The sequence below is a fragment of the Dactylosporangium sp. NPDC050588 genome, from assembly GCF_040654975.1.
Classification (GTDB): Bacteria; Actinomycetota; Actinomycetes; order Mycobacteriales; family Micromonosporaceae; genus Dactylosporangium; species Dactylosporangium maewongense.
Genome location: NZ_JBFAJA010000125.1, coordinates 1 through 24,736 on the forward strand (window position 1 = coordinate 1; position 24,736 = coordinate 24,736).

At 71.2% G+C, this 24,736-nt stretch carries 27 protein-coding genes; 19 read left to right on the top strand and 8 right to left on the bottom strand.

Features of this window, described 5'->3' with window-relative positions; translation table 11 throughout:
* Positions 1–308 precede the first annotated feature (308 nt).
* Entirely contained in the window at positions 309–1,598 is a 1,290-nt protein-coding gene (locus tag AB0I21_RS52190) for a condensation domain-containing protein (RefSeq protein ID WP_360572677.1), read from the bottom strand.
* Between the two features lie 107 nt (positions 1,599–1,705).
* Here AB0I21_RS52190 and dop point away from each other — a divergent pair, with 107 nt between their 5' ends.
* The 6 genes from dop to AB0I21_RS52220 all read left to right on the top strand — a co-directional run bounded on the left by dop (position 1,706) and on the right by AB0I21_RS52220 (position 6,091).
* Entirely contained in the window at positions 1,706–3,223 is a 1,518-nt protein-coding gene (gene dop / locus AB0I21_RS52195) for a depupylase/deamidase Dop (RefSeq protein ID WP_360572679.1), read from the top strand.
* A 45-nt stretch (positions 3,224–3,268) separates the two neighbouring features.
* On the top strand, positions 3,269–3,484 hold the full coding sequence (locus AB0I21_RS52200) for a ubiquitin-like protein Pup (RefSeq protein ID WP_033362892.1): 216 nt from the start codon (positions 3,269–3,271) through the stop codon (positions 3,482–3,484).
* Positions 3,485–3,581: 97 nt separating this feature from the next.
* Positions 3,582–4,421, top strand: a complete 840-nt coding sequence (prcB, locus tag AB0I21_RS52205) for a proteasome subunit beta (protein ID WP_344502173.1) — start codon at positions 3,582–3,584, stop codon at positions 4,419–4,421.
* 60 nt (positions 4,422–4,481) lie between these two features.
* Positions 4,482–5,312 carry a proteasome subunit alpha gene (gene prcA, locus AB0I21_RS52210; RefSeq protein WP_360572681.1) on the top strand — a complete coding sequence of 277 codons (831 nt, stop codon included), beginning with the start codon at positions 4,482–4,484 and terminating at the stop codon, positions 5,310–5,312.
* A gap of 186 nt (positions 5,313–5,498) precedes the next feature.
* Complete coding sequence (locus AB0I21_RS52215; protein WP_360572683.1) at positions 5,499–5,774, top strand: hypothetical protein; 276 nt, start codon at positions 5,499–5,501, stop codon at positions 5,772–5,774.
* Positions 5,771–6,091, top strand: a complete 321-nt coding sequence (locus AB0I21_RS52220; protein ID WP_344502176.1) for a hypothetical protein — start codon at positions 5,771–5,773, stop codon at positions 6,089–6,091. Before AB0I21_RS52215 ends, AB0I21_RS52220 begins: the two co-directional genes overlap by 4 nt.
* A gap of 236 nt (positions 6,092–6,327) precedes the next feature.
* Here the strand turns inward: AB0I21_RS52220 and AB0I21_RS52225 are convergent, their stop codons facing one another.
* The 4 genes from AB0I21_RS52225 to rfbB are packed head-to-tail and all read right to left on the bottom strand — an operon-like array spanning position 6,328 to position 9,281.
* Positions 6,328–7,029 (bottom strand): glycosyltransferase family 2 protein, encoded by a 702-nt coding sequence (locus AB0I21_RS52225; protein WP_344502177.1) that lies wholly within the window; start codon positions 7,027–7,029, stop codon positions 6,328–6,330.
* On the bottom strand, positions 7,016–7,426 hold the full coding sequence (locus AB0I21_RS52230; protein WP_344502178.1) for a DUF2304 domain-containing protein: 411 nt from the start codon (positions 7,424–7,426) through the stop codon (positions 7,016–7,018). Before AB0I21_RS52230 ends, AB0I21_RS52225 begins: the two co-directional genes overlap by 14 nt.
* The gene (rfbD, locus tag AB0I21_RS52235) at positions 7,423–8,307 is read right to left on the bottom strand and encodes a dTDP-4-dehydrorhamnose reductase (RefSeq protein WP_344502179.1); all 885 of its coding nucleotides are present in this window, start codon (positions 8,305–8,307) and stop codon (positions 7,423–7,425) included. The genes AB0I21_RS52230 and rfbD overlap by 4 nt, the downstream gene beginning before the upstream one ends.
* On the bottom strand, positions 8,304–9,281 hold the full coding sequence (gene rfbB / locus AB0I21_RS52240) for a dTDP-glucose 4,6-dehydratase (RefSeq protein ID WP_344502180.1): 978 nt from the start codon (positions 9,279–9,281) through the stop codon (positions 8,304–8,306). Before rfbB ends, rfbD begins: the two co-directional genes overlap by 4 nt.
* A gap of 73 nt (positions 9,282–9,354) precedes the next feature.
* Here rfbB and rfbA point away from each other — a divergent pair, with 73 nt between their 5' ends.
* From rfbA to AB0I21_RS52265, 5 genes are all read left to right on the top strand, one after another.
* Positions 9,355–10,224, top strand: a complete 870-nt coding sequence (gene rfbA / locus AB0I21_RS52245; protein WP_360572687.1) for a glucose-1-phosphate thymidylyltransferase RfbA — start codon at positions 9,355–9,357, stop codon at positions 10,222–10,224.
* A 64-nt stretch (positions 10,225–10,288) separates the two neighbouring features.
* Positions 10,289–10,888, top strand: coding sequence for a dTDP-4-dehydrorhamnose 3,5-epimerase family protein (locus AB0I21_RS52250; RefSeq protein WP_360572689.1), 600 nt, complete (start codon positions 10,289–10,291; stop codon positions 10,886–10,888).
* Between the two features lie 35 nt (positions 10,889–10,923).
* The gene (gene pafA, locus AB0I21_RS52255; protein WP_360572691.1) at positions 10,924–12,282 is read left to right on the top strand and encodes a Pup--protein ligase; all 1,359 of its coding nucleotides are present in this window, start codon (positions 10,924–10,926) and stop codon (positions 12,280–12,282) included.
* A gap of 25 nt (positions 12,283–12,307) precedes the next feature.
* Positions 12,308–12,535, top strand: coding sequence for a hypothetical protein (locus AB0I21_RS52260; RefSeq protein ID WP_360572693.1), 228 nt, complete (start codon positions 12,308–12,310; stop codon positions 12,533–12,535).
* Positions 12,532–13,110, top strand: a complete 579-nt coding sequence (locus AB0I21_RS52265) for a hypothetical protein (protein ID WP_360572695.1) — start codon at positions 12,532–12,534, stop codon at positions 13,108–13,110. Before AB0I21_RS52260 ends, AB0I21_RS52265 begins: the two co-directional genes overlap by 4 nt.
* On the opposite strand, the gene AB0I21_RS52270 is transcribed toward AB0I21_RS52265, so the two are convergent.
* Entirely contained in the window at positions 13,078–14,190 is a 1,113-nt protein-coding gene (locus AB0I21_RS52270) for a DUF3866 family protein (RefSeq protein WP_360572697.1), read from the bottom strand. The genes AB0I21_RS52265 and AB0I21_RS52270 overlap by 33 nt on opposite strands.
* 105 nt (positions 14,191–14,295) lie before the next feature.
* Here AB0I21_RS52270 and AB0I21_RS52275 point away from each other — a divergent pair, with 105 nt between their 5' ends.
* From AB0I21_RS52275 to AB0I21_RS52300, 6 genes are all read left to right on the top strand, one after another.
* Positions 14,296–15,291 (top strand): WYL domain-containing protein, encoded by a 996-nt coding sequence (locus AB0I21_RS52275; RefSeq protein ID WP_360572699.1) that lies wholly within the window; start codon positions 14,296–14,298, stop codon positions 15,289–15,291.
* Complete coding sequence (locus AB0I21_RS52280; protein WP_360572701.1) at positions 15,288–16,253, top strand: WYL domain-containing protein; 966 nt, start codon at positions 15,288–15,290, stop codon at positions 16,251–16,253. The genes AB0I21_RS52275 and AB0I21_RS52280 overlap by 4 nt, the downstream gene beginning before the upstream one ends.
* Positions 16,254–16,274: 21 nt before the next feature.
* Positions 16,275–16,559 (top strand): hypothetical protein, encoded by a 285-nt coding sequence (locus AB0I21_RS52285; RefSeq protein ID WP_344502189.1) that lies wholly within the window; start codon positions 16,275–16,277, stop codon positions 16,557–16,559.
* Positions 16,560–16,755: 196 nt separating this feature from the next.
* Positions 16,756–17,022, top strand: coding sequence for a Sec-independent protein translocase subunit TatA (gene tatA, locus AB0I21_RS52290; protein ID WP_344502190.1), 267 nt, complete (start codon positions 16,756–16,758; stop codon positions 17,020–17,022).
* Positions 17,023–17,105: 83 nt separating this feature from the next.
* Positions 17,106–18,008 carry a twin-arginine translocase subunit TatC gene (gene tatC, locus AB0I21_RS52295; RefSeq protein WP_360572719.1) on the top strand — a complete coding sequence of 301 codons (903 nt, stop codon included), beginning with the start codon at positions 17,106–17,108 and terminating at the stop codon, positions 18,006–18,008.
* Positions 18,009–18,495: 487 nt separating this feature from the next.
* Positions 18,496–19,374, top strand: coding sequence for a diacylglycerol kinase (locus AB0I21_RS52300; protein ID WP_360572703.1), 879 nt, complete (start codon positions 18,496–18,498; stop codon positions 19,372–19,374).
* On the opposite strand, the gene AB0I21_RS52305 is transcribed toward AB0I21_RS52300, so the two are convergent.
* Both AB0I21_RS52305 and AB0I21_RS52310 read right to left on the bottom strand, forming a co-directional pair.
* Complete coding sequence (locus tag AB0I21_RS52305; protein ID WP_344502193.1) at positions 19,371–19,745, bottom strand: Hsp20/alpha crystallin family protein; 375 nt, start codon at positions 19,743–19,745, stop codon at positions 19,371–19,373. The two genes, AB0I21_RS52300 and AB0I21_RS52305, sit on opposite strands and share 4 nt — an antisense overlap.
* Positions 19,746–19,859: 114 nt before the next feature.
* Positions 19,860–20,600: an HAD-IA family hydrolase gene (locus AB0I21_RS52310; protein WP_360572705.1), complete on the bottom strand. Its 741-nt coding sequence runs from the start codon at positions 20,598–20,600 to the stop codon at positions 19,860–19,862.
* A 21-nt stretch (positions 20,601–20,621) separates the two neighbouring features.
* On the opposite strand from AB0I21_RS52310, the gene AB0I21_RS52315 reads away from it, so the two are divergent.
* Both AB0I21_RS52315 and AB0I21_RS52320 read left to right on the top strand, forming a co-directional pair.
* On the top strand, positions 20,622–23,339 hold the full coding sequence (locus AB0I21_RS52315; protein WP_360572707.1) for a DEAD/DEAH box helicase: 2,718 nt from the start codon (positions 20,622–20,624) through the stop codon (positions 23,337–23,339).
* A 100-nt stretch (positions 23,340–23,439) separates the two neighbouring features.
* A complete protein-coding gene (locus tag AB0I21_RS52320; protein WP_360572709.1) occupies positions 23,440–24,354 on the top strand; it encodes an MHYT domain-containing protein in 915 nt (304 codons plus the stop codon).
* The last annotated feature ends 382 nt before the right edge of the window (positions 24,355–24,736 follow it).

Genomic DNA, 24,736 nt, shown 5'->3' on the forward strand with positions numbered 1-24,736 from the left:
GCGCAGACCGCGGCGCCGGCCGGGGCGCCTCCGCGCCCCGTCCGGCCAAGGCCGCGACGCGACCGTCCCGGCCGCGAACAACCACCGTCGCTGGGGGCCGGTTGCGGTTCGGTGCTCGGGCTGGTTTCCGTGATCCGGAAGACTTGTGGTCGCTCTGGCGGCAATTTCCCTTCCGGATCATGTGGTTGGTGCCGGTGCCCGTCGGTCCGAGGAGCGTCCTGGGCGTCGTTGTCCGCAAAGTGGTGAGCCCGTCGGTCAGGCCGGCGTGCAGTACCGGAGGCGCCGCCGCCGACGAGAGGTGGCCCTGGTCAGCCCATGGCTTGGAGCGCGGCGTCGGTCAGGACGGTCTCGAGGGTTGTCAGTACCGTGGACGCCTCCGCCAGGGAGAGGTGGTGGGTGTCGGCGTAGCAGGTGAGCGCGGTGGCCGGGCCGGCGTCGTCGACGTGCACGAACAGGCGGCTCGACGGGGTGTCCTTGAACGGCGTCCAGTCGAGGGTCCGGCGGGTCACGGCCTCCCGCAGCGAGCCGCGCGCCGGTGGCGGGACGGGGCCGCGGCGGTCGTTGAGGTGGAAGTCGACCCGGAACTGCGGGCCGCGCTCCGCCGCGATCCGCGCGACCAGGGACTCCTTCGACGCCGTGTCGTAGTACGCGTGCTTGTAGGCGGTCGTGGCCGCTCGCTGGGCGCCCGCCACGACCTGCTCGAACGTGGCGTCGGCGACGTCGACGAGGCACAGCCCCGGCTGAGCGACCGGCGCGACCACGTCCGCCAGTCCGGGGCGGAAGCGGTTGCTGGTCACCAGCAGCACCGGCACCGGGTCGACGCCCGCGCAGCGGCGCACCGCGACCGCGAACCCGGCGAGCAGCGTGGTGGAGGGGTCCGCGCCGGTCCGCTCCGCGAGGACCCGCGTGGCGAGGGGGATCGCCGGGGAGACCAGGCGGCCCTTCCAGTGCCGGGGCCGCTCCCGCCGCCGGGACGAGCGGGGCCACGGCGGCGGCATCGCGCGCAGGACCCGCTCCCAGTGCCGCAGCGCGCTGCGGCTCTGCCGCGCGCCGGCGTCCGACGCCTGCCAGCCGGCCTGTTCGAGGGGCTGCATGCCGCTGACGGGCTCCTGGACCCTCGCGGCGACCTCCCGCAGCATCACCGCGGCCCCGGAGCGGTCCATCGCGATGTGCCAGATCACGGCGCACAGGTGGGTGAGGCGGCCGGCATGGCGCACGACACCCATCCGGATCGGCCAGTCGCTGGTGAAGTCGACGGGTTCGTGGCGGAATCGGTCGAGCATCCGGCCCGCTGACGCCTCCGCGTCATCGTCCGTGTCCAGGACCTCCAGGGTGGCGGTGCCGCCGGCCGCGACGACCTGCCGGGGCGTCCCGTCGCCGGCGAACCGCAGCCGCGTGCGCAGCACCTGGTAGCGGCCCATGAGGTACCGCAGCTCGGCCGCGACGTCCTCGACGGACCGGCCAGGGGGCAGCGGCGTCACCCCGCCGAGCGGCAGCTGCTCGCCGAACCTGGTCATCGACGCCCAGATGTCCCGCTGCCCCCACGACAGGGGCGCCTCACCCGCGCCTGCACCCTCGAAGGCGACCAAGATTCGCATCCGTGGATGTTACGGGCGGCGACGGCTTCACAACAATCGGACATCATGCAAACCTGGCGCGCCGCGGTGGAGGCAGACTGTCGTACCTTGCGACTAGGGTTGTGGGCATGAGTGTGCGGCGCGTGATGGGCACTGAGGTCGAATATGGCGTGTCGGTGCCCGGCCAGCCGGGAGCCAACCCGATGGTGACGTCATCCCAGGTGGTCAACGCTTATGGCGCACGACCCGAGCTCACGAAGGGCGGCCGGGCCCGGTGGGACTACGAGGAGGAGTCCCCGCTGCGCGACGCGCGCGGGTTCACCTACTCGGGTGCCCTCTACGACCCGGCGGAGGCCCTCGCGGACGAGGACCTCGGCCTGGCCAACGTGATACTGACCAATGGTGCGCGGCTCTACGTGGACCACGCGCACCCCGAATACTCCACGCCCGAGTGCACCAACCCGCGTGACATCGTGCTGTGGGACAAGGCCGGCGAGCGGGTGATGGCCGAGGCGTCCCGCCGCGCGGCCACGATCCCGGGGACGCTGCCGATCCATCTGTACAAGAACAACACCGACAACAAGGGCGCCAGCTACGGCACGCATGAGAACTACCTCATGCGGCGGCAGACCCCGTTCGCCGACATCGTCATGCACCTCACCCCGTTCTTCGTCACCCGGCAGATCGTGTGCGGGGCGGGCCGGGTCGGCATCGGGCAGGACGGGTCCGGCCCCGGCTTCCAGATCTCCCAGCGGGCCGACTTCTTCGAGGTCGAGGTCGGCCTGGAGACCACGCTGAAGCGACCGATCATCAACACCCGCGACGAGCCGCACTCCGACGCCGACAAGTACCGGCGGCTGCACGTCATCATCGGCGACGCCAACCTGTCGGAGATCTCCACCTACCTCAAGGTCGGCACGACGTCGCTCATCCTGGCGATGATCGAGGACAAGGCGCTGCCGGGCGACCTCGGCATCGCCGACCCGGTGACCGAGCTCAAGGCGGTCAGCCACGACCCGTCGCTGAAGCACCTGATCCGTATGCGCGACGGCCGGCGGCTGAGCGCGCTGGACATCCAGTGGGCGTTCTATGAGCGGGCCCGCGCCTACGTGGACTCCCGGCAGGGGTCCGATGTCGACGAGCAGACCGCCGACGTGCTCGAGCGCTGGGAGAGCGTGCTGGACCGGCTCGGCCGCGACCCGATGCTGTGCGCCGGCGAGCTCGACTGGGTCGCCAAGCTCCGCCTCCTGGAGGGCTACCGCGAGCGCGAGTCGCTGGGCTGGTCCTCGCACAAGCTGCAGCTGGTCGACCTGCAGTATTCCGACGTCCGCGCGGAGAAGGGCCTCTATCAGCGGCTGGTCGCCCGCGGGTCGATGCAGACGCTGTTCACCGAGGACGAGATCCAGCGCGCGATCGTCGAGCCGCCGGACGACACCCGGGCCTACTTCCGCGGCCGGTGCCTGGCGAAATACCCCGCCGAGGTGGTTGCGGCGAGCTGGGACTCCGTCATCTTCGACGTGGGCAGGGAGTCGCTGGTGCGGGTGCCGATGATGGAGCCCGAACGAGGGACCAAGAAGCACGTTGGTGCACTGTTCGACAAATGCCCGAGCGCGAAGGATCTGCTCGAAGCGATCACTTCCGGGTAAGTTCGATGCAGCGGTTGTTTGGTGGTCCCCCGAGGAGGATGAGACATGGCGACGAGGGATACGGGCGGGCAGTCCCAATCCGGTAAGTCGCGGCGCGACGAGGAAGAGGACGTCGCCGCGCCCGAGGTCAACCCTGAGACGGCCGAGCGGGTCGAGCAGCTGGGCGAGGACGTCGACGACCTCCTCGACGAGATCGACTCGGTGCTCGAGGAGAACGCCGAAGAGTTCGTCCGCGGATACGTGCAAAAGGGCGGCCAGTAGCCGTCACTGAGAAGGCCCCGTCGGTCCGGACGCATCCGGGCCGACGGGCGTATTGTTTGGTCAACTGCAGTCGATCATCCTTGTGAAGGGAGCTCCGTTGCCGACGGGTCTTGACCACTCTGGGCGTCTGCCGGCCGCGTTCCACGCCGCGGGGACCTCGTCGTTCAGCGAGTTCCTGTCGGCCGTCGCGCCCGAGATGCTCCCGGGTCGCCGGCCGCTGCCGCCCGGCATGGCCGCCGACGTGAGCGCGCACGCGACCACGATCGTCGCCATCACCTGTGCCGACGGTGTGCTCATGGGCGGCGACCGGCGCGCGACGATGGGTAACCTCATCGCCCAGCGTGACATCGAGAAGGTCTTCGCCGCCGACGCCTACTCGCTGGTCGGCATGGCCGGCACCGCCGGGTTCGGCCTGGAGATGATGCGCCTGTTCCAGGTCGAGCTGGAGCACTACGAGAAGATCGAGAGCTCGATGCTCTCGCTGGAGGGCAAGGCCAACCGCCTCGCCACCATGGTCCGCAACAACCTGGGCGCCGCGATGCAGGGCCTGGCCGTGGTGCCGCTGTTCGCCGGGTTCGACGTCGACGCCAAGTCCGTCGACAAGGCCGGGCGCATCTTCAGCTTCGACGTCGCCGGCGGCGTCTACGAGGAGCGCGGCTACGACTCGATCGGCTCGGGTTCGCTGTTCGCGAAGTCGTCGATGAAGAAGCGGTACAAGCCCGGCATCACCACCGCCGAGGCCGTGAAGATCGCCGTCGAGGCGCTCTACGACGCCGCCGACGACGACACCGCGACCGGCGGCCCCGACCTGCTGCGCGGCATCTTCCCGGTCATCATGACGGCCACCGTCGAGGGCACCCACCGGCTCACCGACGAGGAGACCCGCGCGGTCGCCGAGGCCGTCATCGCCGAGCGCGCCGACAACCCGGGCGTCTGAGCCCTCCGTCCCCCCGCCCCCACGTCAGCCAGCTCCCACGTCAGAAGGAGAACCCGCCCCGTGGCCATGCAGTTCTACGCCTCGCCCGAGCAGATCATGCGGGATCGCTCGGAATACGCGCGCAAAGGCATCGCGCGCGGTCGCAGCGTCGTGGTGCTCAGCTACGAGGGCGGCGTCCTCTTCGTCGCGGAGAACCTGTCGACCGCCCTGCACAAGGTCAGCGAGATCTACGACAGGATCGGCTTCGCCGCCGTCGGACGCTACCCCGAGTTCGAGAACCTGCGCTCGGCGGGCGTCCGGCTCGCCGACCTGCACGGCTACTCGTACGGCCGCCGCGACGTCACGGGGCGCCAGGTCGCCAACGCCTACGCCCGCACCCTCGGCGCCATCTTCACCCAGGAGCAGAAGCCGTACGAGGTCGAGATCTGCGTCGCCGAAGTGGGCGCCACCGCCGACGACGACGAGCTCTACCGCATCACGTACGACGGCTCCGTCCAGGACGAGCCCGGCCTCGTCACCATGGGCGGCCAGTCCGACGCCATCTCCGGCGCCGTGAAAACCCGCCTGCGGCCCGACCAGACGCTCGCTGAGGCCCTGAAGCTCGCGGTCGAGGGTCTCGGCAGCGTCGGCGGCGAGGGCGGCCAGCCGAGGAAGCTGGCAGCCAACCAGCTCGAGGTCGCCGTCCTGGACCGGCACCGCCCGGGCCGCACGTTCCGCCGGCTGACGGGCCTCGCCCTCACCGCCATCCTGGAGGACCCGGCGAAGGCCGAGTCGGTCGAGGAGGGCCTGGAGGACAAGCCCCAGCCGCCGGCCTCCCCGAGCACCCCCGCCGACAACGCCAGCGGCCCCGCCCCGGAGACGGAGACGGAGACGGACAAGCCCACCTCTTGACCGGCCGACGTCCAGCCGTACCACCGCGCGAGCCTCCTCCGGGAGGCTCGCGCGCCGTGTTTTCCGGTCGTGAGCCTCCGGGAGAGGCTCGCGATCAAACAGCGGATCCGGCTGTGTGGACGACCGGATCGGGGTGGCCGGTGGGGGGCGTGGACGGAAGTCTGACGGGCGTCGTACATTGGAGGCATGCCGTACCGCTGGTGGCCGGCGACGCTGGCGGCGCTGGTCGGGATCACCGACGTCGAGGTGCTGCAGGCGTTGAACGCCGACCGGCGGCGGCCGCTGCCGGGCTTCGCGTTGGGGATTCCGGCGCTCAGCATCTGGGCGCGGACCGAGGCGGGCCGGGCGCTGATCGTCGTGGTGAAGCAGGAAGGCCAGTTCAGCTGGGGGATTCTCGGAGCGCGGGACATGACCCCTGACGAGCTCGCCGAGTTCGAGAAGTGGGAGGCGAGCGCAGCATGAGCACCGATCCGCTCAGCGAGCAGCAGATGGACGCCATGGTGGCGGCGGTCGCGGCAGGGGAGTTCACGTTCGACCGGGGGGCGCCGACGCCGGCGCTGCCACCGAAGCCGGACGCGGAGGTCATGGCCGTCTACTCGATGCGCCTGCCGTCGGACGTGGCGCAGCGCCTGGCCGCGGTGGCGAAGAGCAAGGGCGTGAAGCCGTCGACGTTGATGCGGCAGTACGTCGAATGGTGCCTGGCCACCGAGGTCAACGACCGGCCGATCTCGCTCACCGACGCACTGCGCGCCCTGACCCAGCTGCGCCCGGCCGCGTAAGACCAGGCTGGCTGCGGCGTAAGACCTGGCTGCCGCGGAACCCCGGCAGCCGCGCAAACCCCGCGGCGGTACACCCGCAGGCAGCACATCCGACAGCGGTGGCGCCGGCCGCGCGGTACACCAGGCGGCGATGTACCCTGCGGCAGAAAACCTGGCAGCAGGCTCGCTGCGGGGAGACCCGGCAACAGGCGAGCCGGCCGCCTGAAGAAGGACAGGCGGCCGGGACGCGGTGACCGTCAGGTGCGGATCAGGGCCAGGAGCAGCACGATGCCCGCGCGGCCCAGGTAGATCGTGGACTTCATCGGCGAGGCGCTCGGGGTGCCCGCCATCCGGGGACGCATCGCCACCGGGATCTGGGTGATCCGGTAGCCGGAGCGGGCGACCCGGACGAGGACCTCGATCGTGTCGCCCAGGTACTCCGCCGGGTACCAGTGGGCGAAGAACTCGATCAGCTTGCGGTTGCAGGCCCGGTGGCCGGACGTGGTGTCGCTGAGCTTCGTGCGGGCCAGCCGGGACAGCACCGCCGAGAGCATCCGCATCGCCCACTTGCGCGGGCCGGTGACGCTGTAGCCGCCCTCGCCCGCGAACCGGGCGCCGATGACCAGGTCGTGCTCGTCGAGCGCGTCGACGAGCTTCGGGATGTACCGCGGGTCGTGCTGCCCGTCGGCGTCGACCTGGATGGCGACGTCGTAGCCGTGGTCGCGGGCATACCGGTAGCCGGTGCGCATCGCCCCGCCGACGCCCAGGTTGAACGGCAGCCGGGCCACGATCGCGCCGGCCGAGGCGGCCCGCACGGCGGTGTCGTCGGAGGAGCCGTCGTCGACCACGATGATGTCGACGCCGGGCAGCTCGCCGCGGACCTCGGCGACGACGTCGGCGATGGAGCCGGCTTCGTTCCAGGCCGGGACGATGATCAGGACCTTCTTACCGTTGATCATCAGAGGCCCCAGCGGGAAGGTCCGAGGACGGGGACAGGGGGGCCGGCACGGCGGACGATTCGCGCGGGCGGCCGAGCTCGCTGCGCAGCAGGGCCAGGTCCTCGGCCAGGGTCCGGGTCTCCTCCTCCAGACGGCTCACCTCCCAGCTGAGGTGCACCGTGACCATGAGCAGGAACACGATGCCGAGGAAGAGCACGAGGCTCACCCCGGACTTGATGCCGAGCGCCTCGGCCACGTTGTTGATGATGGGCGGGAAGAACGCCATCGGCAGGATCACGATGCTGACGGCCAGCCAGAGGATCGCGTACTTCTCCTGCAGCTGGCGCCGCCGCAGCAGCTCGACCATGAAGGCGAGGACCGCCAGGGCGGTCACGCCCGTGACGATGATGAGCTTCACGCCGCACCCCCACTGCCGACGGCGCCCACGCCCGCCGCGAACGCGGGCTCGCGCAGCGCCTCGGCCAGCATGCTATGCCAGTCCCGCATCGGCGCCATCCCCGCGACCGCCCACCGGTCGTGGCCGAGGACGCTGTAGGAGGGCCGCGCGGCCGGCGTCACGTAGGCCGCGCTGGTGGTCCGCCGGACCCGCGCGGGGTCGAGCCCGCACAGTTCGAACACCGCCTGCGCCAGCCCGTGCCACGTGGTCTGGCCCGAGGCCGTGCCGTGGTAGATCCCGGCGGGGGCGGCGGAGTCGGCGAGCTCGACGAGCCGGACCGCCAGGTCCCGCGACCAGGTCGGCTGGCCGACCTGGTCGTCGACCACGTCCAGGAAGTCGCGGGTGGCGGCGAGGCGCAGCATCGTCTTGACGAAGTTGCGGCCCTGCGCGCCGTAGAGCCAGGCGGTGCGCACCACGTACCCGGAGTCGGGCAGCGTGGTCAGCACGCTGGTCTCGCCGAAGAGCTTGCTGTGCCCGTAGGCGTTCAGCGGCTCGGTCGGCGCGTCCTCGGCGTACGGCGACGTCCCGGCACCGTTGAACACGTAGTCGGTCGAGACGTGCACGAGCCGCGCACCGTAGGCGCGGCACGCCTGGGCGAGCACCGTCACGCCCGTGCCGTTGACGGCGAGCGCGGACTCGTAGGCGCTCTCCGCGCCGTCCACGTCGGTCCACGCCGCCGCGTTGAACACCACGTCGTGGCCGTCGACCAGGGCGTGGACCGCGTGCGGGTCGGTGATGTCCAGGTCGGCGCGCTTCAACGCGGTCACCGCCCGGCCGTCCAGCGCCGCCAGGAGGTCCTGGCCGAGCATCCCGCCGGCGCCGGTGACCAGGTAACGGGTCACAGCGCCGCGCGCGTCTTCAGGGGCTCCCACCAGGAGCGGTTCTCCTTGTACCAGGCCACCGTCGCCGCGATGCCGTCCTCGAACGTGACGGCCGGCTCGTAGCCCAGCTCGTTGCTGATCTTCTCGTGGCTCAGCGAGTAGCGCCGGTCGTGGCCCTTGCGGTCCTCGACGGGACGCACCGCGGACCAGTCGCGGCCGGTCGCCTCGAGGAGCACCTCGGTCAGCTCCTTGTTGGTCAGTTCGCGCCCGCCGCCGATGTTGTACACCTCGCCGGCGCGGCCCTTCTCCAGCGCGAGCTGGATGCCGGCGCAGTGGTCGGAGACGTGCAGCCAGTCGCGGATGTTGCCGCCGTCACCGTACAGCGGGACCTGCCGGCCGTCGATGAGGTTGGTGACGAAAAGAGGGATGACCTTTTCGGGGAACTGGTAATGGCCGTAGTTGTTGGAGCAGCGGGTGACCACGACCTCCATCCCGTGGGTGCGGTGGTAGGCGAGCACCAGCAGATCCGAGCCCGCCTTCGAGGCCGAGTACGGCGAGTTCGGCTGCAGCGGCCACTCCTCCGTCCACGAGCCCTCGTCGATCGACCCGTACACCTCGTCGGTCGAGACGTGCAGGAAGCGGCCGACACCCGCGCGGCGCGCCGCGTCGAGCAGGACCTGGGTGCCGATGACGTTGGTGGTCACGAACGGCCCGGCGCCGAGGATCGACCGGTCGACGTGCGACTCCGCGGCGAAGTGCACGACGGCGTCGTGGCCGGGCATGAGCTGCTCCACCAGGTCGGCGTCGCAGATGTCACCCTCGACAAAGTCGAACGAACCGGCCACGGATGCCAGATTGTCCCGATTGCCGGAATAGGTAAGCTTGTCGAGCACGGTCACGGCCGCGCCGGCATAGGCCGGGTAACCGCCTCCGAGGAGGGTGCGGACGTAGTGGGAGCCGATGAACCCGGCACCGCCGGTGACGAGGATTCTCACGGGATCGGGAGTCTAGTGCACCCACCTGGACGCTGAGTCGACCGAGGGTGTCGACTACCCGTAAGGTGGCCGAGTGCGTGGCATTATCCTCGCCGGTGGCACCGGCTCTCGCCTCTGGCCGCTGACAAAAGCGGTGTCGAAGCAGCTCATGCCCGTCTTCGACAAACCGATGATCTACTACCCGCTGACCACGTTGGTGATGGCCGGGGTCCGCGAGATCCTCGTCATCACCACCCCCGAAGACCAGGATCAGTTCCAGCGACTGCTCGGCGACGGCACCCAGTGGGGCCTCGAGATCAGTTACGCGGTGCAACCGCGCCCCGAGGGGCTCGCCCAGGCGTTCATCATCGGCGCCGACTTCATCGGCGACGACACCGTCGCGCTGGTGCTCGGCGACAACATCTTCCACGGCGCGCTGCTGGGCCAGCGCCTCGCCGACAACGCCGAGCTCAAGGGCGGGCGGGTGTTCGCCTACCCGGTGGCCAACCCGCAGGACTACGGCGTCGTGGAGTTCGACGCCGACGGCAAGGTGCTGTCGATCGAGGAGAAGCCAGCACGTCCGAAGTCGCGGTACGCGGTGCCTGGTCTGTACTTTTACGACAACCGGGTGGTGCAGATCGCCCGGGAGCTCAAGCCCAGTGACCGTGGCGAGCTGGAGATCACCGCGGTCAACGCCGCGTACCTCGAACGCGACGAATTGCACGTGGCAATCCTGGATCGCGGCACGGCATGGCTGGATACGGGTACGTTCAACACGATGGTCCAGGCCGCCGAGTTCGTCCGGGTGATCGAGGAGCGGCAGGGCCTGAAAATCGGCTGCGTCGAAGAGGTCGTCTGGCGAGCGGGCTTCATCGACGACGCACAGCTGCGGGCATTGGCGGAGCCGTTGCGCAAGAGTGGCTACGGCGATTACCTGATCCATTTGCTCGATTGGGAAGCCTGACCGCCGTCCGCACAATGAGCCGACCGAGCCAGCCAACAACACTGCGACGGGTGGGGCCGCACACGTGAAGTTCCGTCAGCTTTCGATCGCCGGCGCCTGGGAGATCACCCCGGTGCAGCACGGCGATCCCCGTGGGTTGTTCCTGGAGTTCTACCGGTTCGAGCAGCTCAGTGCCGAGGTCGGCCACCCGTTGCGGCTGGCGCAGGGCAACGTGTCGGTCTCCGGGCGGGGGGTCGTGCGCGGTATCCACTTCGCCGACGTGCCGCCCGGGCAGGCCAAGTACGTCACCTGCACCAGGGGCGCCGTGCTGGACGTCGTCGTCGACATCCGGGTCGGATCCCCGACATTCGGCCGGTGGGAGGGCGTGCAGCTCGACGACGTCGACCGTCGCGCCCTCTACCTGAGCGAGGGTCTGGGGCACGGGTTCTGCGCGCTCACCGACGACGCGACGATCACCTACCTGTGCTCGGAGACCTACAACCCGACGGGGGAGCACGGCATCCACCCGCTCGACCCGGATCTCGGCATCGTCTGGCCCGTCGACGACCCGCAGCTGTCCGCCAGGGACGCCGTGGCGCCGTCGTTCGCGCAGATGCGGGCCGAGGGACGGCTGCCGGACTTCGTCACCTGCGAGGCGTATACACAAAGTCTGCGGGCGCAATAGGGTCACAACGGCCCTCAGGCGGCTAATGTTCCTACATGGACCGGCGAATTTTCGGCCTTGAGACCGAATACGGGGTCACGTGCACCTATCGGGGACAGCGCCGCCTGTCGCCTGACGAGGTCGCCCGCTATCTGTTCCGGCGCGTCGTGTCGTGGGGCCGTTCCAGCAACGTGTTCCTGCGCAACGGCGCGCGCCTCTACCTGGATGTCGGCTCCCACCCGGAATACGCGACGCCCGAGTGCGACTCGGTGCCCGACCTGGTCACCCACGACCGGGCCGGCGAGCGGATCCTCGAAGGCCTGCTGGTCGACGCCGAGCGCCGGCTGCACGACGAGGGGATCGCGGGCGAGATCTACCTGTTCAAGAACAACACCGACTCCGCCGGCAACTCGTATGGCTGCCACGAGAACTACCTGGTCAGCCGGCACGGCGAGTTCGGACGTCTCGCCGACATCCTGATCCCGTTCCTGGTCACCCGCCAGCTCATCTGCGGCGCCGGCAAGGTGCTGCAGACCCCGCGCGGCGCCGTGTACTGCCTGTCGCAGCGCGCCGAGCACATCTGGGAGGGCGTCTCCTCGGCGACCACCCGGTCCCGCCCGATCATCAACACCCGCGACGAGCCGCACGCCGACGCCGAGCGCTACCGGCGGCTGCACGTCATCGTCGGCGACTCGAACATGAACGAGGTCACCACGCTGCTCAAGGTCGGCACCGCCGACATCGTGCTGCGGATGATCGAGGCCGGCGTCGCCATGCGCGACCTCTCGCTGGAGAACCCGATCCGCGCCATCCGGGAGGTGTCCCACGACATCACCGGCCGCCGCCGGGTCCGCCTCGCCAGCGGCAAGGAGGTCAGCGCGCTGGAGATCCAGCAGGAGTACTTCGACAAGGCCACCGAGTTCCTCGACCGGCGCGGCGCCGACGCGCCGACCAAGCGGGTCATGGAGCTGTGGGGGCGGGTGCTCAACGCGGTCGAGACCGGCAACCTCAAGGGTGTCGAGCGCGAGATCGACTGGGTGACCAAGCTCGGCCTGATCGAGCGCTACCAGACCAAGCACGACCTGCCGCTGTCGCACCCGCGGGTCGCGCAGATGGATCTGGCGTATCACGACCTGCGCCGCGGACGGGGCCTCTACGGCCTGCTCGAGCGCCGCGGGAAGGTCGACCGCGTCTCCAGCGACCTGGACATCTTCGAGGCGAAGGAGACCCCGCCGCAGACCACGCGGGCCCGCCTGCGGGGCGAGTTCATCCGGCACGCGCAGGAGCGCCGCCGCGACTTCACCGTCGACTGGGTCCACCTGAAGCTCAACGACCAGGCGCAGCGCACCGTGCTGTGCAAGGACCCGTTCCGGGCCTACGACGAGCGCGTCGACCGACTGATCGCCAGTATGTGAACGTTGGGTTAGGCTGGCCGGCGCTATGGATGACAACCCCGCCGGTCAGCCCGCCCCTTCGGAGGACCCGAAGCCGAAGGCGAGCGACAACCCGGACAAGCCGCGGTCCAACCGTCACGGTCGCCGGCTGCAGCGCATCCGCGAGGAGATCGAGCGCAACCGGACCGACGGCCCGGCCATCCCGACCTGGGTCCTGGCGCTCACCCTGGTGCTCATCATCGCCGTCATGACCGCCCTGGTGGTGTACTCGTGAAGCGGCTGCTCACGGCCGGGGCGATCTGCCTTCTGCTGGCCGGCTGCACGGACGACGGCGAGCGCCGCACTCCGCTGCCCGCCGTCCCGACGTCCGGCGGCGAGGCGTCCGCGCTGCCCCTGCCGTCCCCGTCGCTGCCCCCGGTGGTCGTCTCCGACGGCTGCCAGGGCCTGATCACCCCCGCCCAGGTGCAGAAGTCGACCGGGCTGTCCGTGCAGGCGAGCGCCGGTGACGGCGCCGCCGCCGTCGCGCAGTACGGCCAGGCCGTGCAGAGCCTCGGCCTCAACGCCCAGGCCCGGATGTGCCCCTTCGGCAACGGTGGCGGCGACCAGGTCACGATCGTCGCGCTCACGTTCCCCGACGCGGCCCAGTCGCAGAAGCTCTGGACGACGATCAAGTCCCTCGAGGCCGTCGGCGGCGTCGGCGAGGCCGCGCTCAGCGACAAGTCCAAGACGCTGCTCGCCCGCCGCGGCAAGGCGATCGTCGCCGTCTACCTGGTGGTGGCCGCGGCCCCGGAGGCCAACCACCTGAGCCAGCTGCAGTCAGTCGCCAACGCCGCCCTCGCCAAGGCCTGACGGCAGGCGCTGGGCCGCCGCCCGTCCGGCCGCCGCCGCGGCGAGGAAGTAGGCGCGGTCCTCCTCGTACCGGCGACCCATCGTCGACAGCCGCACCGGCAGCGCCAGCAGGGCGGGCTCCAGGTCCTCGGCCACGGGTGTGACGATGCGGTGCGGTGGACACAGCGGCCGCAGCTGCTCGTGTACGACCAGCGCGAGGTCGGCCTCCAGGTCCGACGGCACGACGAGGTCGGCCGGCGCGAGCGCGACCCGCCCGAACGCGGTCAGGCTGTGGTGCGACACCCCGCGGTGCCGGGGCCGGGGGTCCGCGCCGGAGATGCGGGGCGCGGCGACCGGCCGGCCGCCCAGCGCGGCGACCGCGTTGACGGCCTCGCCCGCGGCGACCCCGGAGAAGCCCCACGACGTGCCGGTGCCCAGGTTGCCGGGGCCCTGCGTGACGATGGCCAGGTCGGCGCCGAGCCCGTGGCGGGCGGCGAGCAGGCCGCTGTGCACGTTGGTCGACTCCAGGTCGCCGCCGAACGCCTGGCCGGTGGTGACCGTGCCGGCGAGCAGCGGGCGCAGGGCGTCGACGGTGCGGGAGAACCAGGCGGGCAGCGCGCCGCCGTCGGTCATCACGTACGCGACCTTCGCCGAAGGCCGGTCGGCGTGGACGCCGGCGAGGATGGCGGGGAGCGCGGAGTGCAGGTCCGCGATCACCACCGGCATTCCGGAGATGTCGGAATTGCTGACCAGTGCGTCGCGGAGCGGCGAGGCCTCCTCGTCGGCGGCCAGGACGACCGCCTGCAGCGGCGTGTAGCGCGCCTTGACCACGTGGCCGGGGGCGTCCACGTCGTCCGGCAGGCGGTCCGGGATCGCGACGACCAGGGCGTACCCGCCGGTGCCGAGACCCAGGGCGAGCGCGTTGACGTTCAGCAGCACCCGGTCACCGGCCTGCGGCGTGCCCACCAGGGCCGGGTGGGCGAGGGCCCGGACCCGCTCCGGGTCGTCCGGCCGGCGCGCCTCGAGGGCCACCTCCACCTCGACGCTGCCATGCCACGATGTACGGGGCGCGACGACCGTCCCCCAGCGCCAGCGGATCATCGGCACAACCTACCGTGTCTGCGCGCCGTGACCGCGTCGTGACGTAACGAACCGTCACCGCGTGGGCGACGCCGCACGGGCGTTCGGGCTGGTAGGTTCGCTGGCGTGTCGCGGACCCGAACCGAGCGCCTGGTCAATCTGGTGATCTGCCTGCTCTCGACACGCCGCTTCCTGACCGCCGGTCAGATCGCCTCCATCGTGCCCGGTTACGAGCACGACCCGGAGGACGAGCGCGACCACGAGGCGTTCCAGCGCAAGTTCGAGCGGGACAAGGCCGAGCTGCGCGAGCTCGGCGTGCCCCTGGAGATCGGCACGCCCTCCGTGTGGGACAACGAGCCCGGCTACCGCATCGCCCGCCGCGAGTATGCGCTGCCCGACATCCCCCTGGAGCCCGACGAGGCGGCGGCCGTCGGCATCGCCGCGCGGCTGTGGCAGCAGACCGGCCTCGCCGCCGCCGCGTCGTCCGGCCTGGCGAAGCTGCGCGCCGGCGGCATCGACGTCGACCCGCACGCCACCCTCGGGGTCGAGGCGGTCGTCACCGTCGACCCGGCCTTCGAGCCGCTCACCGCCGCCGTCCGCGACCGGCAGGCGGTCACGTTCGACTACCACGTGCCCGAGCGCGACACCGCCCGCGCCCGCAAGCTGCAGCCGTGGGGCGTCGTCTGCTGGCGCGGCCGGTGGTATGTCGTCGGCCACGACCTGGAGCGCGGGGCGGAGCGGTGCTTCCGGCTGTCCCGGATCGTCTCCGGCGTCCGGCGGGTGGGCCGGCGCGGCGCGTACGAGCCGCCGAAGGTCGACCTGATCGCCTACGTCGCGAAGACCAGCGGCCCCGTCGAGCGCACCAGCCGGGCGACCGTCCTCGTGCGGCCCGGCCGCGCGGCGGGCGTGCGCCGCTGGGCGGAGTCGTGCGTGGCCACACCCGAGGGCGACCGGCTCACGCTGCGCTACGCCGACATCGACTTCTTCGCCGGCTGGCTGGTCGGGTATGGCGCCGACGTCGTGGTGCTCGAACCGCCGCCGCTGCGCGACGAGGTCGTCAAGCGCCTCAAGGAGATCGTCGCGGGCGCACCTTCCGAGGCCCGCGCGGAGGTTGCGGTATGACCACGTCCGTCGACCGGCTCGGCCGGCTGCTCAACCTGGTGCCCTACCTCCAGGCCCGGCCGGGGATCACCCTCGCCGAGGCGGCCGCCGACCACGACATCACCGAGCGCCAGCTGCGCGAGGACCTCGAGCTGCTGTGGCTGTGCGGCCTGCCGGGCTACGGGCCCGGTGACCTGATCGACATGGCGTTCATCGGCGACGGCGTCACCGTCATGTACGACGCCGGCATCGACCGCCCGCTGCGCCTCACGCCGGACGAGGCGCTCGCGCTCATCGTCGCGCTCCGCATGCTCGCCGAGACCCCTGGCGTCGGCGAGCGCGACGGCGTCCACCGGGCCCTGGCGAAGATCGAGCACGCGGCCGGCGACCTCGCCGACGCGGCCGTGGCGGTCCGTCTCCCCGGCAACGCCGACCGCCTGGAGGAGCTGCGCGGCGCCGTCGACCGCCGGCACGCGCTGCGGATCACGTACTACACCGCGACCCGCGACGAGACGACCGAGCGCGTCGTCGACCCGATGCGGGTCCTCGTCGTCGGCCGCTGGGCCTACCTGGAGGCGTGGTGCCGCCGCGCCCAGGCGGTGCGGCTCTTCCGGGTCGACCGGATCGACGCCTCCACCGAGCTGGACGAGCCCGCCCGCGTGCCGGTGCAGGCGCAGCCGACCGACACGCGCGCCGGCACCCTCTTCCGCCCCACGTCCGACCTGCCGCTCATCACGCTGCGGGTGGGCCGCGGCGCGCGGTGGATCACCGAGCAGTACCCGTGCGAGGAGGTCGTGCGGGGTCCGGGGGAGCACTGGACGGTCTCGCTGCGCGCCTCCGACCTGGACTGGGCCCGGCGGATGGTGCTCGGGCTGGGCGCCGAGGTCTCGGTCGTGTCGCCGCCGGAGCTGGTCGCGTCGGTGGCCGCCGCGGCGCGCGCCGCGCTCGCCGCCTATGACGCGCCCATCCCGGCACTGCCGTAGCTGGTGGTTTAAGGTCGGTGGGTGCTCTGGTGGATCTCGGGTGGCATCGTCCTGGTCGCGCTGATCGTCCTCATCGCCGTGGTGATGTCGACGGCGGGTCGCTTGCGTCAGTTCGGTAACACCGCGCAGTCCCTGCAGCGCCGGCTCCTCGACGGCGAGAAGCGACTCCAGCCCCACCTGGCCCGCCTGCAGCAGACCGCCGAGGCGATGCAGCCCCGTCTGGCCGCCATGCAGGAGCAGGCGTTGGTCATCCAGGCGCGCCGCGGCGAGCTCGAAGACGCTGACCAGCGCCCCGCCGCTCGCTAACAGTTAAGAAACCTTGCGGATCAACTGGGCAAATAGCACTCTTGTCCGGACGGATGGTTGACGATCGGGCAGTTCAGCGTCAACACTCGTCAGGACTTCAGCGGCCGGACCCCTTCCCGCAACCCGGCCTCTGCCCGTCACCCGAAGTGACCAGTACGATGGGTCGGGCAGCATAAAGACAGTGAGGTGGCTTCACATGGGTGCACTCAAGCCGTGGCACATCATCGTGCTGGTGGTGGTGCTGATCCTTCTGTTCGGCGCCAAGCGTCTGCCTGACGCGGCGCGGTCGCTGGGTCGTTCGCTCCGGATCATCAAGGCCGAGACCAAGGGTCTCGCCGAGGACAACGTCGACGCGAAGGCCGAGGCCCAGTCGGGTCGCGCGCCCCTGCAGGGCACGATCGACGACAACCGGCCGTCGCCCGCGCCGACCGTCGACCCCGTCAACCGCGTCCCCGAGCGCTGAGGCACTCGAGCGTCGTGAGCATCCTCGCCAGGCGGCGCCAGGACCGGGCACCGTCGCAGTTCGAACGCGCCGCAGACGGCTCCATGACCCTCATGGAGCACCTGCGGGAGCTGCGCAACCGCCTGTTCAAAGCCTGTCTCGGCCTCGTTCTCGGGTTCACCGTCGGCTTCTGGCAGTCCGGCAACGCGATCAAGCTGGTCAAGCAGCCGGTCTGCCACGTCATGGAGTCACGCGGCCGGGAGTGTGACTTCGTTCAGCTGGGCGTGGCCGACTTCTTCCTCTTGCAGTTGAAGGTCGGCCTCTGGCTCGGCCTGCTCATCACCGCTCCCTGGTGGATGTATCAGCTGTGGGCGTTCATCGCGCCGGGCCTGCACCGCCACGAGCGCAAGTACGCTTACATCTTCATCTCGATCGCGGCCCCGCTCTTCGCGCTCGGCGCGTTCCTCGCCTGGTTCGCTCTCGGTCACGGCCTGGAGTACCTGCTGCCGAGCGAGGACATCGTCCACACCTCGCTGGACATCACCCGCTATGTCGACTTCATCACCACCGGCATGCTGGTCTTCGGCGTCGCGTTCGAGTTCCCGCTGATAGCGATGATGCTCAACTTCGCCGGCATCCTCAGTGGCCGCAAGCTGCTGGGCTGGTGGCGCGCCGTGGTGTTCATCTTCTTCGCCTTCGCCGCCGTCGCCACGCCGACCCCCGACCCGTTCACCATGTCGGGCCTGGCCCTGGCCATGTCGTTGCTGTACTTCGCCGCGGTCGGCGTCGCCCTGATCAACGACAAGCGCAAGGGCCGCAACCAGTCCATCTACGCCGACGTCGACGACGACGAGATCTCCTCGATCGACGACCTCGCGCCGGAGCCGGTCGCCGCGGCCACCTCAGTCGGCGGCTACGACCCGATCGAGGCACCCACCCCAGTGGACGGCCCGACGCCGGTCGAGCGCCCGAGGTCCCTCGACAGCCGGTACGACGACATCACCTGACCCGCCCGCTCAGCCCCGACGCCCGCCGCGCATCAGCCGGCGGGCGTCGTGCTGTCGGTGCCCTGCCGGGCGGCGCAGCCCGGCGTGTTCCCGGTGGGCTGGGAAGGCCCTGACACCCGTGCGTGACCATCGCGCTGCCCGCCGATCCGACCGCCGGCAAGAGGCAGCGGGCCGGCATGCTGCCCGAGGCCACCGGGGGTGGACCGCGGCCCGCATCCTGGAAGCGCAGACACGGCCGTTCCTGGCTGTCCGCTGTCGGAGCGGCGACCCGCTGAGCAGACGGCGGCGAATGGGGCCAGGCGCTCAGCTCACCATCTGGCCCGGACGGTGAGGCAACCACCGGATGCGGCGCGCACGCGCCGCTCGCCCTGCCACGCGCCTCAGCGCGGGCAGTGCGCCGCGCAGCGGCGCATCGGGGTGCGGGTGAGAATCCCCGCCGGGCCCCGCCGCGTCAGCGGTGGGGGAGTTACCGCCTAGCATCCGTGCGATGGACATCGCGTTGCTCGCCAATCCGACCGCCGGTAAAGGGCGGCGGGCCGGACTGCTGCCTGAGGTCGTGGCGCGGCTCAAGGCCGGTGGGCACGCGGTCGACGTGGTCACCGCGACCAGCCGGGACGGCATGGTGGAGCAGGGCAAGGCGGCCGTCCTGAGCGGCCGGGCCGTGGTCGCGATGGGCGGGGACGGCACGGTGCACCTCGGGCTGCAGGCGGTGGCCGCGACGGGGGCGCCGTTCGGGATCGTGCCCGCCGGGACCGGCAACGACTTCGCGGTCCGGCTCGGGCTGCCCGGGGACACGCTGCGGGCGGCCGAGGCGATCGCGGCAAGCACGACCACGAGAAGCGTGGACCTCGCGCGGGTCGAGGGGGCGGACGGGAGCACGGCGTGGTTCGGGGCGGTCATGGCGGCCGGGTTCGACGCGTTCGTCAACGAGCGGGCCAACCGCATGCGCTGGCCGCGCGGTCCCCAGCGGTACAACCTGGCGATCGTCGAGGAGTTGCTGGCGTTGCGCAGCAGGTCGTACACCATGCGGATCGACGGCGAGGAGAGCGTCTTCGACTCGGTGCTGGTCGCGATCGGCAACACCGAGAGTTACGGCGGTGGCTTCCGGATCGTGCCCGGAGCCGACCCCACCGACGGGCTGCTGGACGTGGTCGTCGCCGAGCCGCTCAACCGGCGCACGTTGATGCGGCTGCGGCCCAAGGTGTTCAAGGGGACGCACGTGCACGACCCGCGGGTCAGGACGTTGCGGGCGCGCAGGATCGAGCTGGCCGCCGAGGGGGTCACGGCGTACGCCGACGGGGAGCGGATCTGCCCGCTCCCCGTCACGGTCGAGTGCGTGCCCGGTGCCTTGCGGCTGATCGTCTAGGCGGCGTTGTGGATGCGGACGGTGACGCCGTTCGCGGACGGGGTGGTGGAGACGTCCGACTCGGTGACGCCGTCGGGCAGCGAGAAGCTGCGGCTGAACGAGCTGGAGCTGGACGAGCTCGACGAGAACGTCGCGCCGCCCTCCTCGTGGTGCGACGAGGTGCTCGTGCCGCCGCCGCCCTTGATGGTGAGGCGGCCGCCGGAGACCTGGACGTCGACGTTGCTCGGGTCGACGCCGTCGACGGTGATGACGAGGTCGTCGCCCTCGGTCGTGGTGGAGACGGAGGCGGAGTGGGCGCGCGAAGCGGCGTGGTCGACCTCGGACTCGATGCGGGCAAGAGCTTCTGACGGGTTCCAACGGCCTAACGGCATGATGATCCTCCGGACGGAAGGTAGTCGACGTATCCCCTGCACTGTGGCCGCCTGGCCGGGAGCCGACAAGCGCACAGGCGGTGTTGCGACAATGGTGCCCAACGGCCGCAAGGTTTAAAGCAGGCGCAGCACCGCGCCCAGGCCGTGAACTTTGCCCGGGTCACTCTCCGGGATGACGAGGACGCTGCAGCCCGCCGCGGCGGCGCCGGCGTCGGCGGGCGAGTCGCCCACCATCAGGGTCCGCTCCGGGTCGGTGCGCAGCGCCGCGCAGGCCTTCCAGAAGATGGCGGGATCCGGCTTGCAGCGGCCCACCTCGTACGAGAGGACGAACTCGTCGACCAGGTCGGCGAAGCCCAGCTGGCCGGCCAGGTCGCGCAGGTCGAAGCCGATGTTGGAGACGACCGCGACCGGCACGCCACGCGCCCGCAGCGCCTGCAGGGTGGGGACGGTGTCGGCGTACAGCTGCCAGCCGTCGGCGATGAGCAGCCGGTCGTAGAGGGCCTGGGCGAGGTCGGCGTCGACGGTCGCGGCCAGCCCTTCGTATGCGGCCCGGTGCGCGGTGACGGACAGGTCCCGGTCGGCCCACACCTCGGCGAGGTGCGCCGGCACGCGGTGCGGCTTCGGCCCGCCGGCCCGCCCGGCCGTCGTCAGCCGGTCGGCGAGGACCGTGGCCTTCCCACGGTCCAGGGTGGTGCCGAGGCTCGAAGCCGCCGCCGTCACCCACCTGACGGGGTCCTCCACCTGCGCGATCGTCCCGTGGAAGTCCAGGAGCACGGCCTCGACGGGCCGCCATGTACTTGGTGGTTCAGCGCTTTCCGGCACGCCAGCACGATACCCATGAGCGGATCCGGGCATCTTTCGCCTAGCCTTGGGGTCATGAACACCCCCGCCGAGCGGTACGAAGCGGCGCAAAGGCGGGCTCAGCGTCCTGCCCTGACCGAGTTCGTCGATGAGCTGGACTTCACCCTCGACGACTTCCAGGCCGAGGCCTGTGACGCGCTGGAGCGCGGCACGGGCGTGCTGGTGTGCGCGCCGACCGGTGCCGGCAAGACCGTCGTCGGGGAGTTCGCCGTCCACCTGGCGCTGCGGCAGGGGCGCAAGTGCTTCTACACGACGCCGATCAAGGCGCTGTCGAACCAGAAGTACAGCGACCTCGTGCGGCGGTACGGCGCCGAGCGCGTCGGCCTGCTCACCGGCGACAACGCGATCAACGGTGACGCCCCGGTCGTCGTGATGACCACCGAGGTCCTGCGCAACATGCTGTACGCAAGCTCGGCGACCCTCGAGGGCCTCTCCTACGTCGTCATGGACGAGGTGCACTACCTCGCCGACCGGTTTCGCGGCGCCGTGTGGGAAGAGGTGATCATCCACCTGCCCGACTCGGTGACCCTCGTCTCGCTGTCGGCGACCGTGTCCAACGCGGAGGAGTTCGCCGACTGGCTCGTCACCGTGCGGGGCGAGACCACGGTCGTGGTGAGCGAGCACCGGCCCGTGCCGCTGTGGCAGCACATGCTCATCGAGCGGCGGATGTTCGACCTGTTCCACGACGCCGAGGCCGCGCAGAAGCACGACGTGCATCCGGAGCTGCTGCGATACCACCGGGAGATGCTCCGGCGCGTCGAGATGGCCGGCCCGCGGGGCGGGCGGCGCAAGGGCCCCTACCGGCCCGAGATCGTCGAGCGCCTGGACCGTGAGGGCCTGCTGCCGGCGATCCTGTTCATCTTCAGCCGCGCCGGCTGCGACGCCGCCGTCCAGCAGTGCCTCGCCGCCGGGCTGCGGCTCACCGCGCCCGACGAGCGGGTCGAGATCCGGACCATCGTCGAGTCGCGCACCAAGCACATCCCGAGTGAGGACCTGCAGGTCCTCGGGTACTGGGAGTGGCTCGACGGCCTCGAGCGGGGCCTCGCCGCGCACCACGCCGGGATGCTGCCCGCGTTCAAGGAGGTCGTCGAGGAGCTGTTCGTCCGCGGCCTCGTCAAGGCCGTCTTCGCCACGGAGACCCTGGCGCTGGGCATCAACATGCCCGCCCGGTGCGTGGTCCTGGAGCGGCTGGTCAAGTACAACGGCGAGGCGCACGTCGACCTGACGCCGGGGGAGTACACGCAGCTGACCGGCCGCGCCGGGCGCCGTGGGATCGACGTGGAGGGTCACGCCGTCGTCGTCTGGGCGCCGGAGCTCGACCCGCGGCACGTGGCGGGGCTCGCGTCCACCCGGACGTATCCGCTGAAGTCCAGCTTCCGGCCGTCGTACAACATGGCCGTGAACCTCGTCGGCAGCGTCGGCATCACCGCCGCCCGCGAGCTGCTCGAGAGCTCGTTCGCCCAGTTCCAGGCGGACCGCTCGGTGGTCGGGCTGGCCCGGCAGGTGCAGCGCAACGTCGACTCGATCGCCACGTACGGCGCGGAGACCGCCTGCCATCTCGGTGACTTCGACGAGTACTTCGGCTACCGGGTCGCCATCGCCGACCGGGAGCGGGCGATCGCCCGCCAGGGCGCCCAGCAGCGCCGTGCCGCCGCCCTGGAGTCCCTGGAGCGGCTGCGCCCCGGCGACGTCGTCCGGGTGCCCACCGGCCGCCGCGCGGGACTCGCGATCATCATCGACCCGGGCGTCGGCGGGCGCGGCTTCGGCGAGCCCCGGCCGCTCGTGCTCACCGAGGACCGCTGGGCCGGCCGGATCTCCGGCGCCGACTTCACCTCGGCCGTCGAGTCCCTCGGCCGGGTCAGGGTCCCGAAGCAGTTCAACTACCGCTCGGCCCAGGACCGCCGGGATCTCGCCGCCCAGCTGCGCCGTCTCTCGCTGGAGCCGGCTCCCCGCGGGCGGCGGTCGCGCAACCCGTCCGCCGTCGACGACCACGAGCTCGACCAGCTGCGCGCCTCGATGCGCCGGCACCCGTGCCACCAGTGCCCGGAGCGGGAGGAGCACGCCCGCTGGGCCGAGCGGCGCTGGCGCCTGGAGCGCGACACCGAGGCGCTGCGCGGCAAGGTCGCCAACCGCACCGGCTCCCTCGCCCGCACCTTCGACCGCGTCTGCGGCCTGCTCACCGACCGCGGCTACCTCTCCGCCGCCGGCACCGTCACCGACGCCGGCCGGATGCTCGCCCGGATCTGGTCCGAGACCGACCTGCTCGTCGCCGAGTGCCTGCGCACCGGCGTCTGGGACAGGCTCGCCGCCGCCGACCTCGCCGCCGCCGCCAGCGTCCTGGTGTACGAGGCCCGCCGCGAGTCCGACGACCGTGCCTCCATCCCGCGCGGCGACGTCTCCGAGGCCATCGACGCCACCTTGAAGCTGTGGTCGGAGCTGCGCGAGGACGAGGACTCGCGGGGTCTTCAGCTCACCCGGGAGCTGGATCTCGGCTTCGTCTGGCCGGTGTACCGGTGGGCCCGCGGCGAGAGCCTCACGAAGGTGCTCGGCAGCGTGCACGGACTGGAGGGCGACATGCCGGCGGGCGACTTCGTGCGCTGGTCCCGCCAGGTGCTCGACCTGCTCGGCCAGCTCGCCGACGCGCCGGGAGCCTCGGACGCCGTGCGGCGCACCGCCAGGCAGGCGATGGCCGCCATGACGCGAGGAGTTCTCGCGTACAGCGTCATCGCGTAGTCACCCACCGAGTTTTCATCCGAGCGGATTAGAAAAAATCGTTCGGATCCGCAATGATGCTTTTCGCCGGGGGGCCAGTCCCGGCGCGGGAGGAAGCATCGTGGGAGAGCTGCACCATTTCACGTACGGGCTGATCACCCCGATCTTCGCGTACGCGATGTCGTTCCTTGGTTCCCTTCTCGGCCTGGTGAGCACCGCCAGAGCCCGGGCGGCCACCGACACCCGCCGCCGGGCGTGGCTGCTGGTGCTCGCGGCCTGGGCCATCGGCGGCACCGGCATCTGGGTCATGCACTTCATGGCGATGATCGGCTTCAGCGTCAGCGGTTCCCCGCTGCGCTACGACGTCCCGATCACCGTCGCGAGCTTCTTCATCGCCGTCATCACCGTCGGCCTCGGGCTCTTCATCGTCGGCCTCGGCAAGCCCGCCATGTGGAAGGTGCTCATCGGCGGCCCGATCACCGGCGTGTCCGTCGCCTTCATGCACTACACCGGCATGGCCGCGATGCGGATCAACGGCTCCTTCGACTACAAGAGCAACCTGTACCTGGCGTCCTACGCGATCGCGGTCGTCGCCGCCACCGTCGCCCTCTGGTTCACGATCGTGGTCCGCGGCATCCCCGCGACGATCGCCGCGGCGGCCGTCATGGGCGTCGCCGTCTGCGGCATGCACTACACCGGCATGGCGGCCATGCACGTCAACCTCACCACCGAGAACCTGGCCACGGTCCCCGGCGTCGACGTCAACTGGTTCCTCGCCCCGATCGTCCTCTTCGTCCTGGTCGTGGTCATCGCCCTCGCCAGCGCCGTCATGGCCGTCCCCTCGGAGCGCGAGCAGGCCGAGGCCGCCGCCGTCCGCGACAAGATCGCCGCCGGCGACGCCCTCCGCTCCGCCACGGCCGGCCCCGTCTTCGGCGGCGGCTCCGCCGCGGGCCCGTCGGCCCCCGGCACCGGCCAGGCCTTCTCCGCCCGCGCCGCCAACGGCATCGCCGACGCCCGCCGCCAACGGGGCCGCTGACCGCCCCGCTCCCTCCCGCCGCTTCTTCCCTTCCGCTGCCGCTCGACGGGTCGTTTCTCGCCCCGCCCGGGCGGCAGCGTCGTTTCCCGTCCCGCCGATCGCCCTGTTGCCATGACCACCGACCCGATCTGCACGCCGGCCTCCGCCCTTTGCAGCCGGCGGCCGGTTAGGTCTGCGCTCACCCTTCTGGCCGTACGCGAGCCGGCGCGACCGCCGCTGTCACCTCCCTTGGTGATCGAAGTCGCGTGGTGGTCGTCCGGGCGACCAGGGCCGTCCTTCGATCATGGTGAGAGATCCGCGCGGCCTGATGGTTGCTGTCCGCGTGCGGGTCCGCAACCAGCACCGCGCCACTCTGATCGCCGAGCTCGCGCGGGCGGTCTCT

What these genes read in the sequence shown, in the direction of transcription:
- AB0I21_RS52300 (WP_360572703.1), top strand. Translation starts at nt 18,496, where the DNA reads ATGGACATCGCGTTGCTCGCCAATCCGACCGCCGGTAAAGGGCGGCGG.
- AB0I21_RS52315 (WP_360572707.1), top strand. Translation starts at nt 20,622, where the DNA reads ATGAACACCCCCGCCGAGCGGTACGAAGCGGCGCAAAGGCGGGCTCAG.
- AB0I21_RS52260 (WP_360572693.1), top strand. Translation starts at nt 12,308, where the DNA reads ATGGATGACAACCCCGCCGGTCAGCCCGCCCCTTCGGAGGACCCGAAG.
- pafA (WP_360572691.1), top strand. Translation starts at nt 10,924, where the DNA reads ATGGACCGGCGAATTTTCGGCCTTGAGACCGAATACGGGGTCACGTGC.
- AB0I21_RS52280 (WP_360572701.1), top strand. Translation starts at nt 15,288, where the DNA reads ATGACCACGTCCGTCGACCGGCTCGGCCGGCTGCTCAACCTGGTGCCC.
- dop (WP_360572679.1), top strand. Translation starts at nt 1,706, where the DNA reads ATGAGTGTGCGGCGCGTGATGGGCACTGAGGTCGAATATGGCGTGTCG.
- AB0I21_RS52220 (WP_344502176.1), top strand. Translation starts at nt 5,771, where the DNA reads ATGAGCACCGATCCGCTCAGCGAGCAGCAGATGGACGCCATGGTGGCG.
- AB0I21_RS52270 (WP_360572697.1), bottom strand. Translation starts at nt 14,190, where the DNA reads ATGATCCGCTGGCGCTGGGGGACGGTCGTCGCGCCCCGTACATCGTGG.
- tatC (WP_360572719.1), top strand. Translation starts at nt 17,106, where the DNA reads ATGACCCTCATGGAGCACCTGCGGGAGCTGCGCAACCGCCTGTTCAAA.
- AB0I21_RS52225 (WP_344502177.1), bottom strand. Translation starts at nt 7,029, where the DNA reads ATGATCAACGGTAAGAAGGTCCTGATCATCGTCCCGGCCTGGAACGAA.
- AB0I21_RS52200 (WP_033362892.1), top strand. Translation starts at nt 3,269, where the DNA reads ATGGCGACGAGGGATACGGGCGGGCAGTCCCAATCCGGTAAGTCGCGG.
- AB0I21_RS52215 (WP_360572683.1), top strand. Translation starts at nt 5,499, where the DNA reads ATGCCGTACCGCTGGTGGCCGGCGACGCTGGCGGCGCTGGTCGGGATC.
- AB0I21_RS52305 (WP_344502193.1), bottom strand. Translation starts at nt 19,745, where the DNA reads ATGCCGTTAGGCCGTTGGAACCCGTCAGAAGCTCTTGCCCGCATCGAG.
- tatA (WP_344502190.1), top strand. Translation starts at nt 16,756, where the DNA reads ATGGGTGCACTCAAGCCGTGGCACATCATCGTGCTGGTGGTGGTGCTG.
- AB0I21_RS52190 (WP_360572677.1), bottom strand. Translation starts at nt 1,598, where the DNA reads ATGCGAATCTTGGTCGCCTTCGAGGGTGCAGGCGCGGGTGAGGCGCCC.
- AB0I21_RS52310 (WP_360572705.1), bottom strand. Translation starts at nt 20,600, where the DNA reads ATGCCCGGATCCGCTCATGGGTATCGTGCTGGCGTGCCGGAAAGCGCT.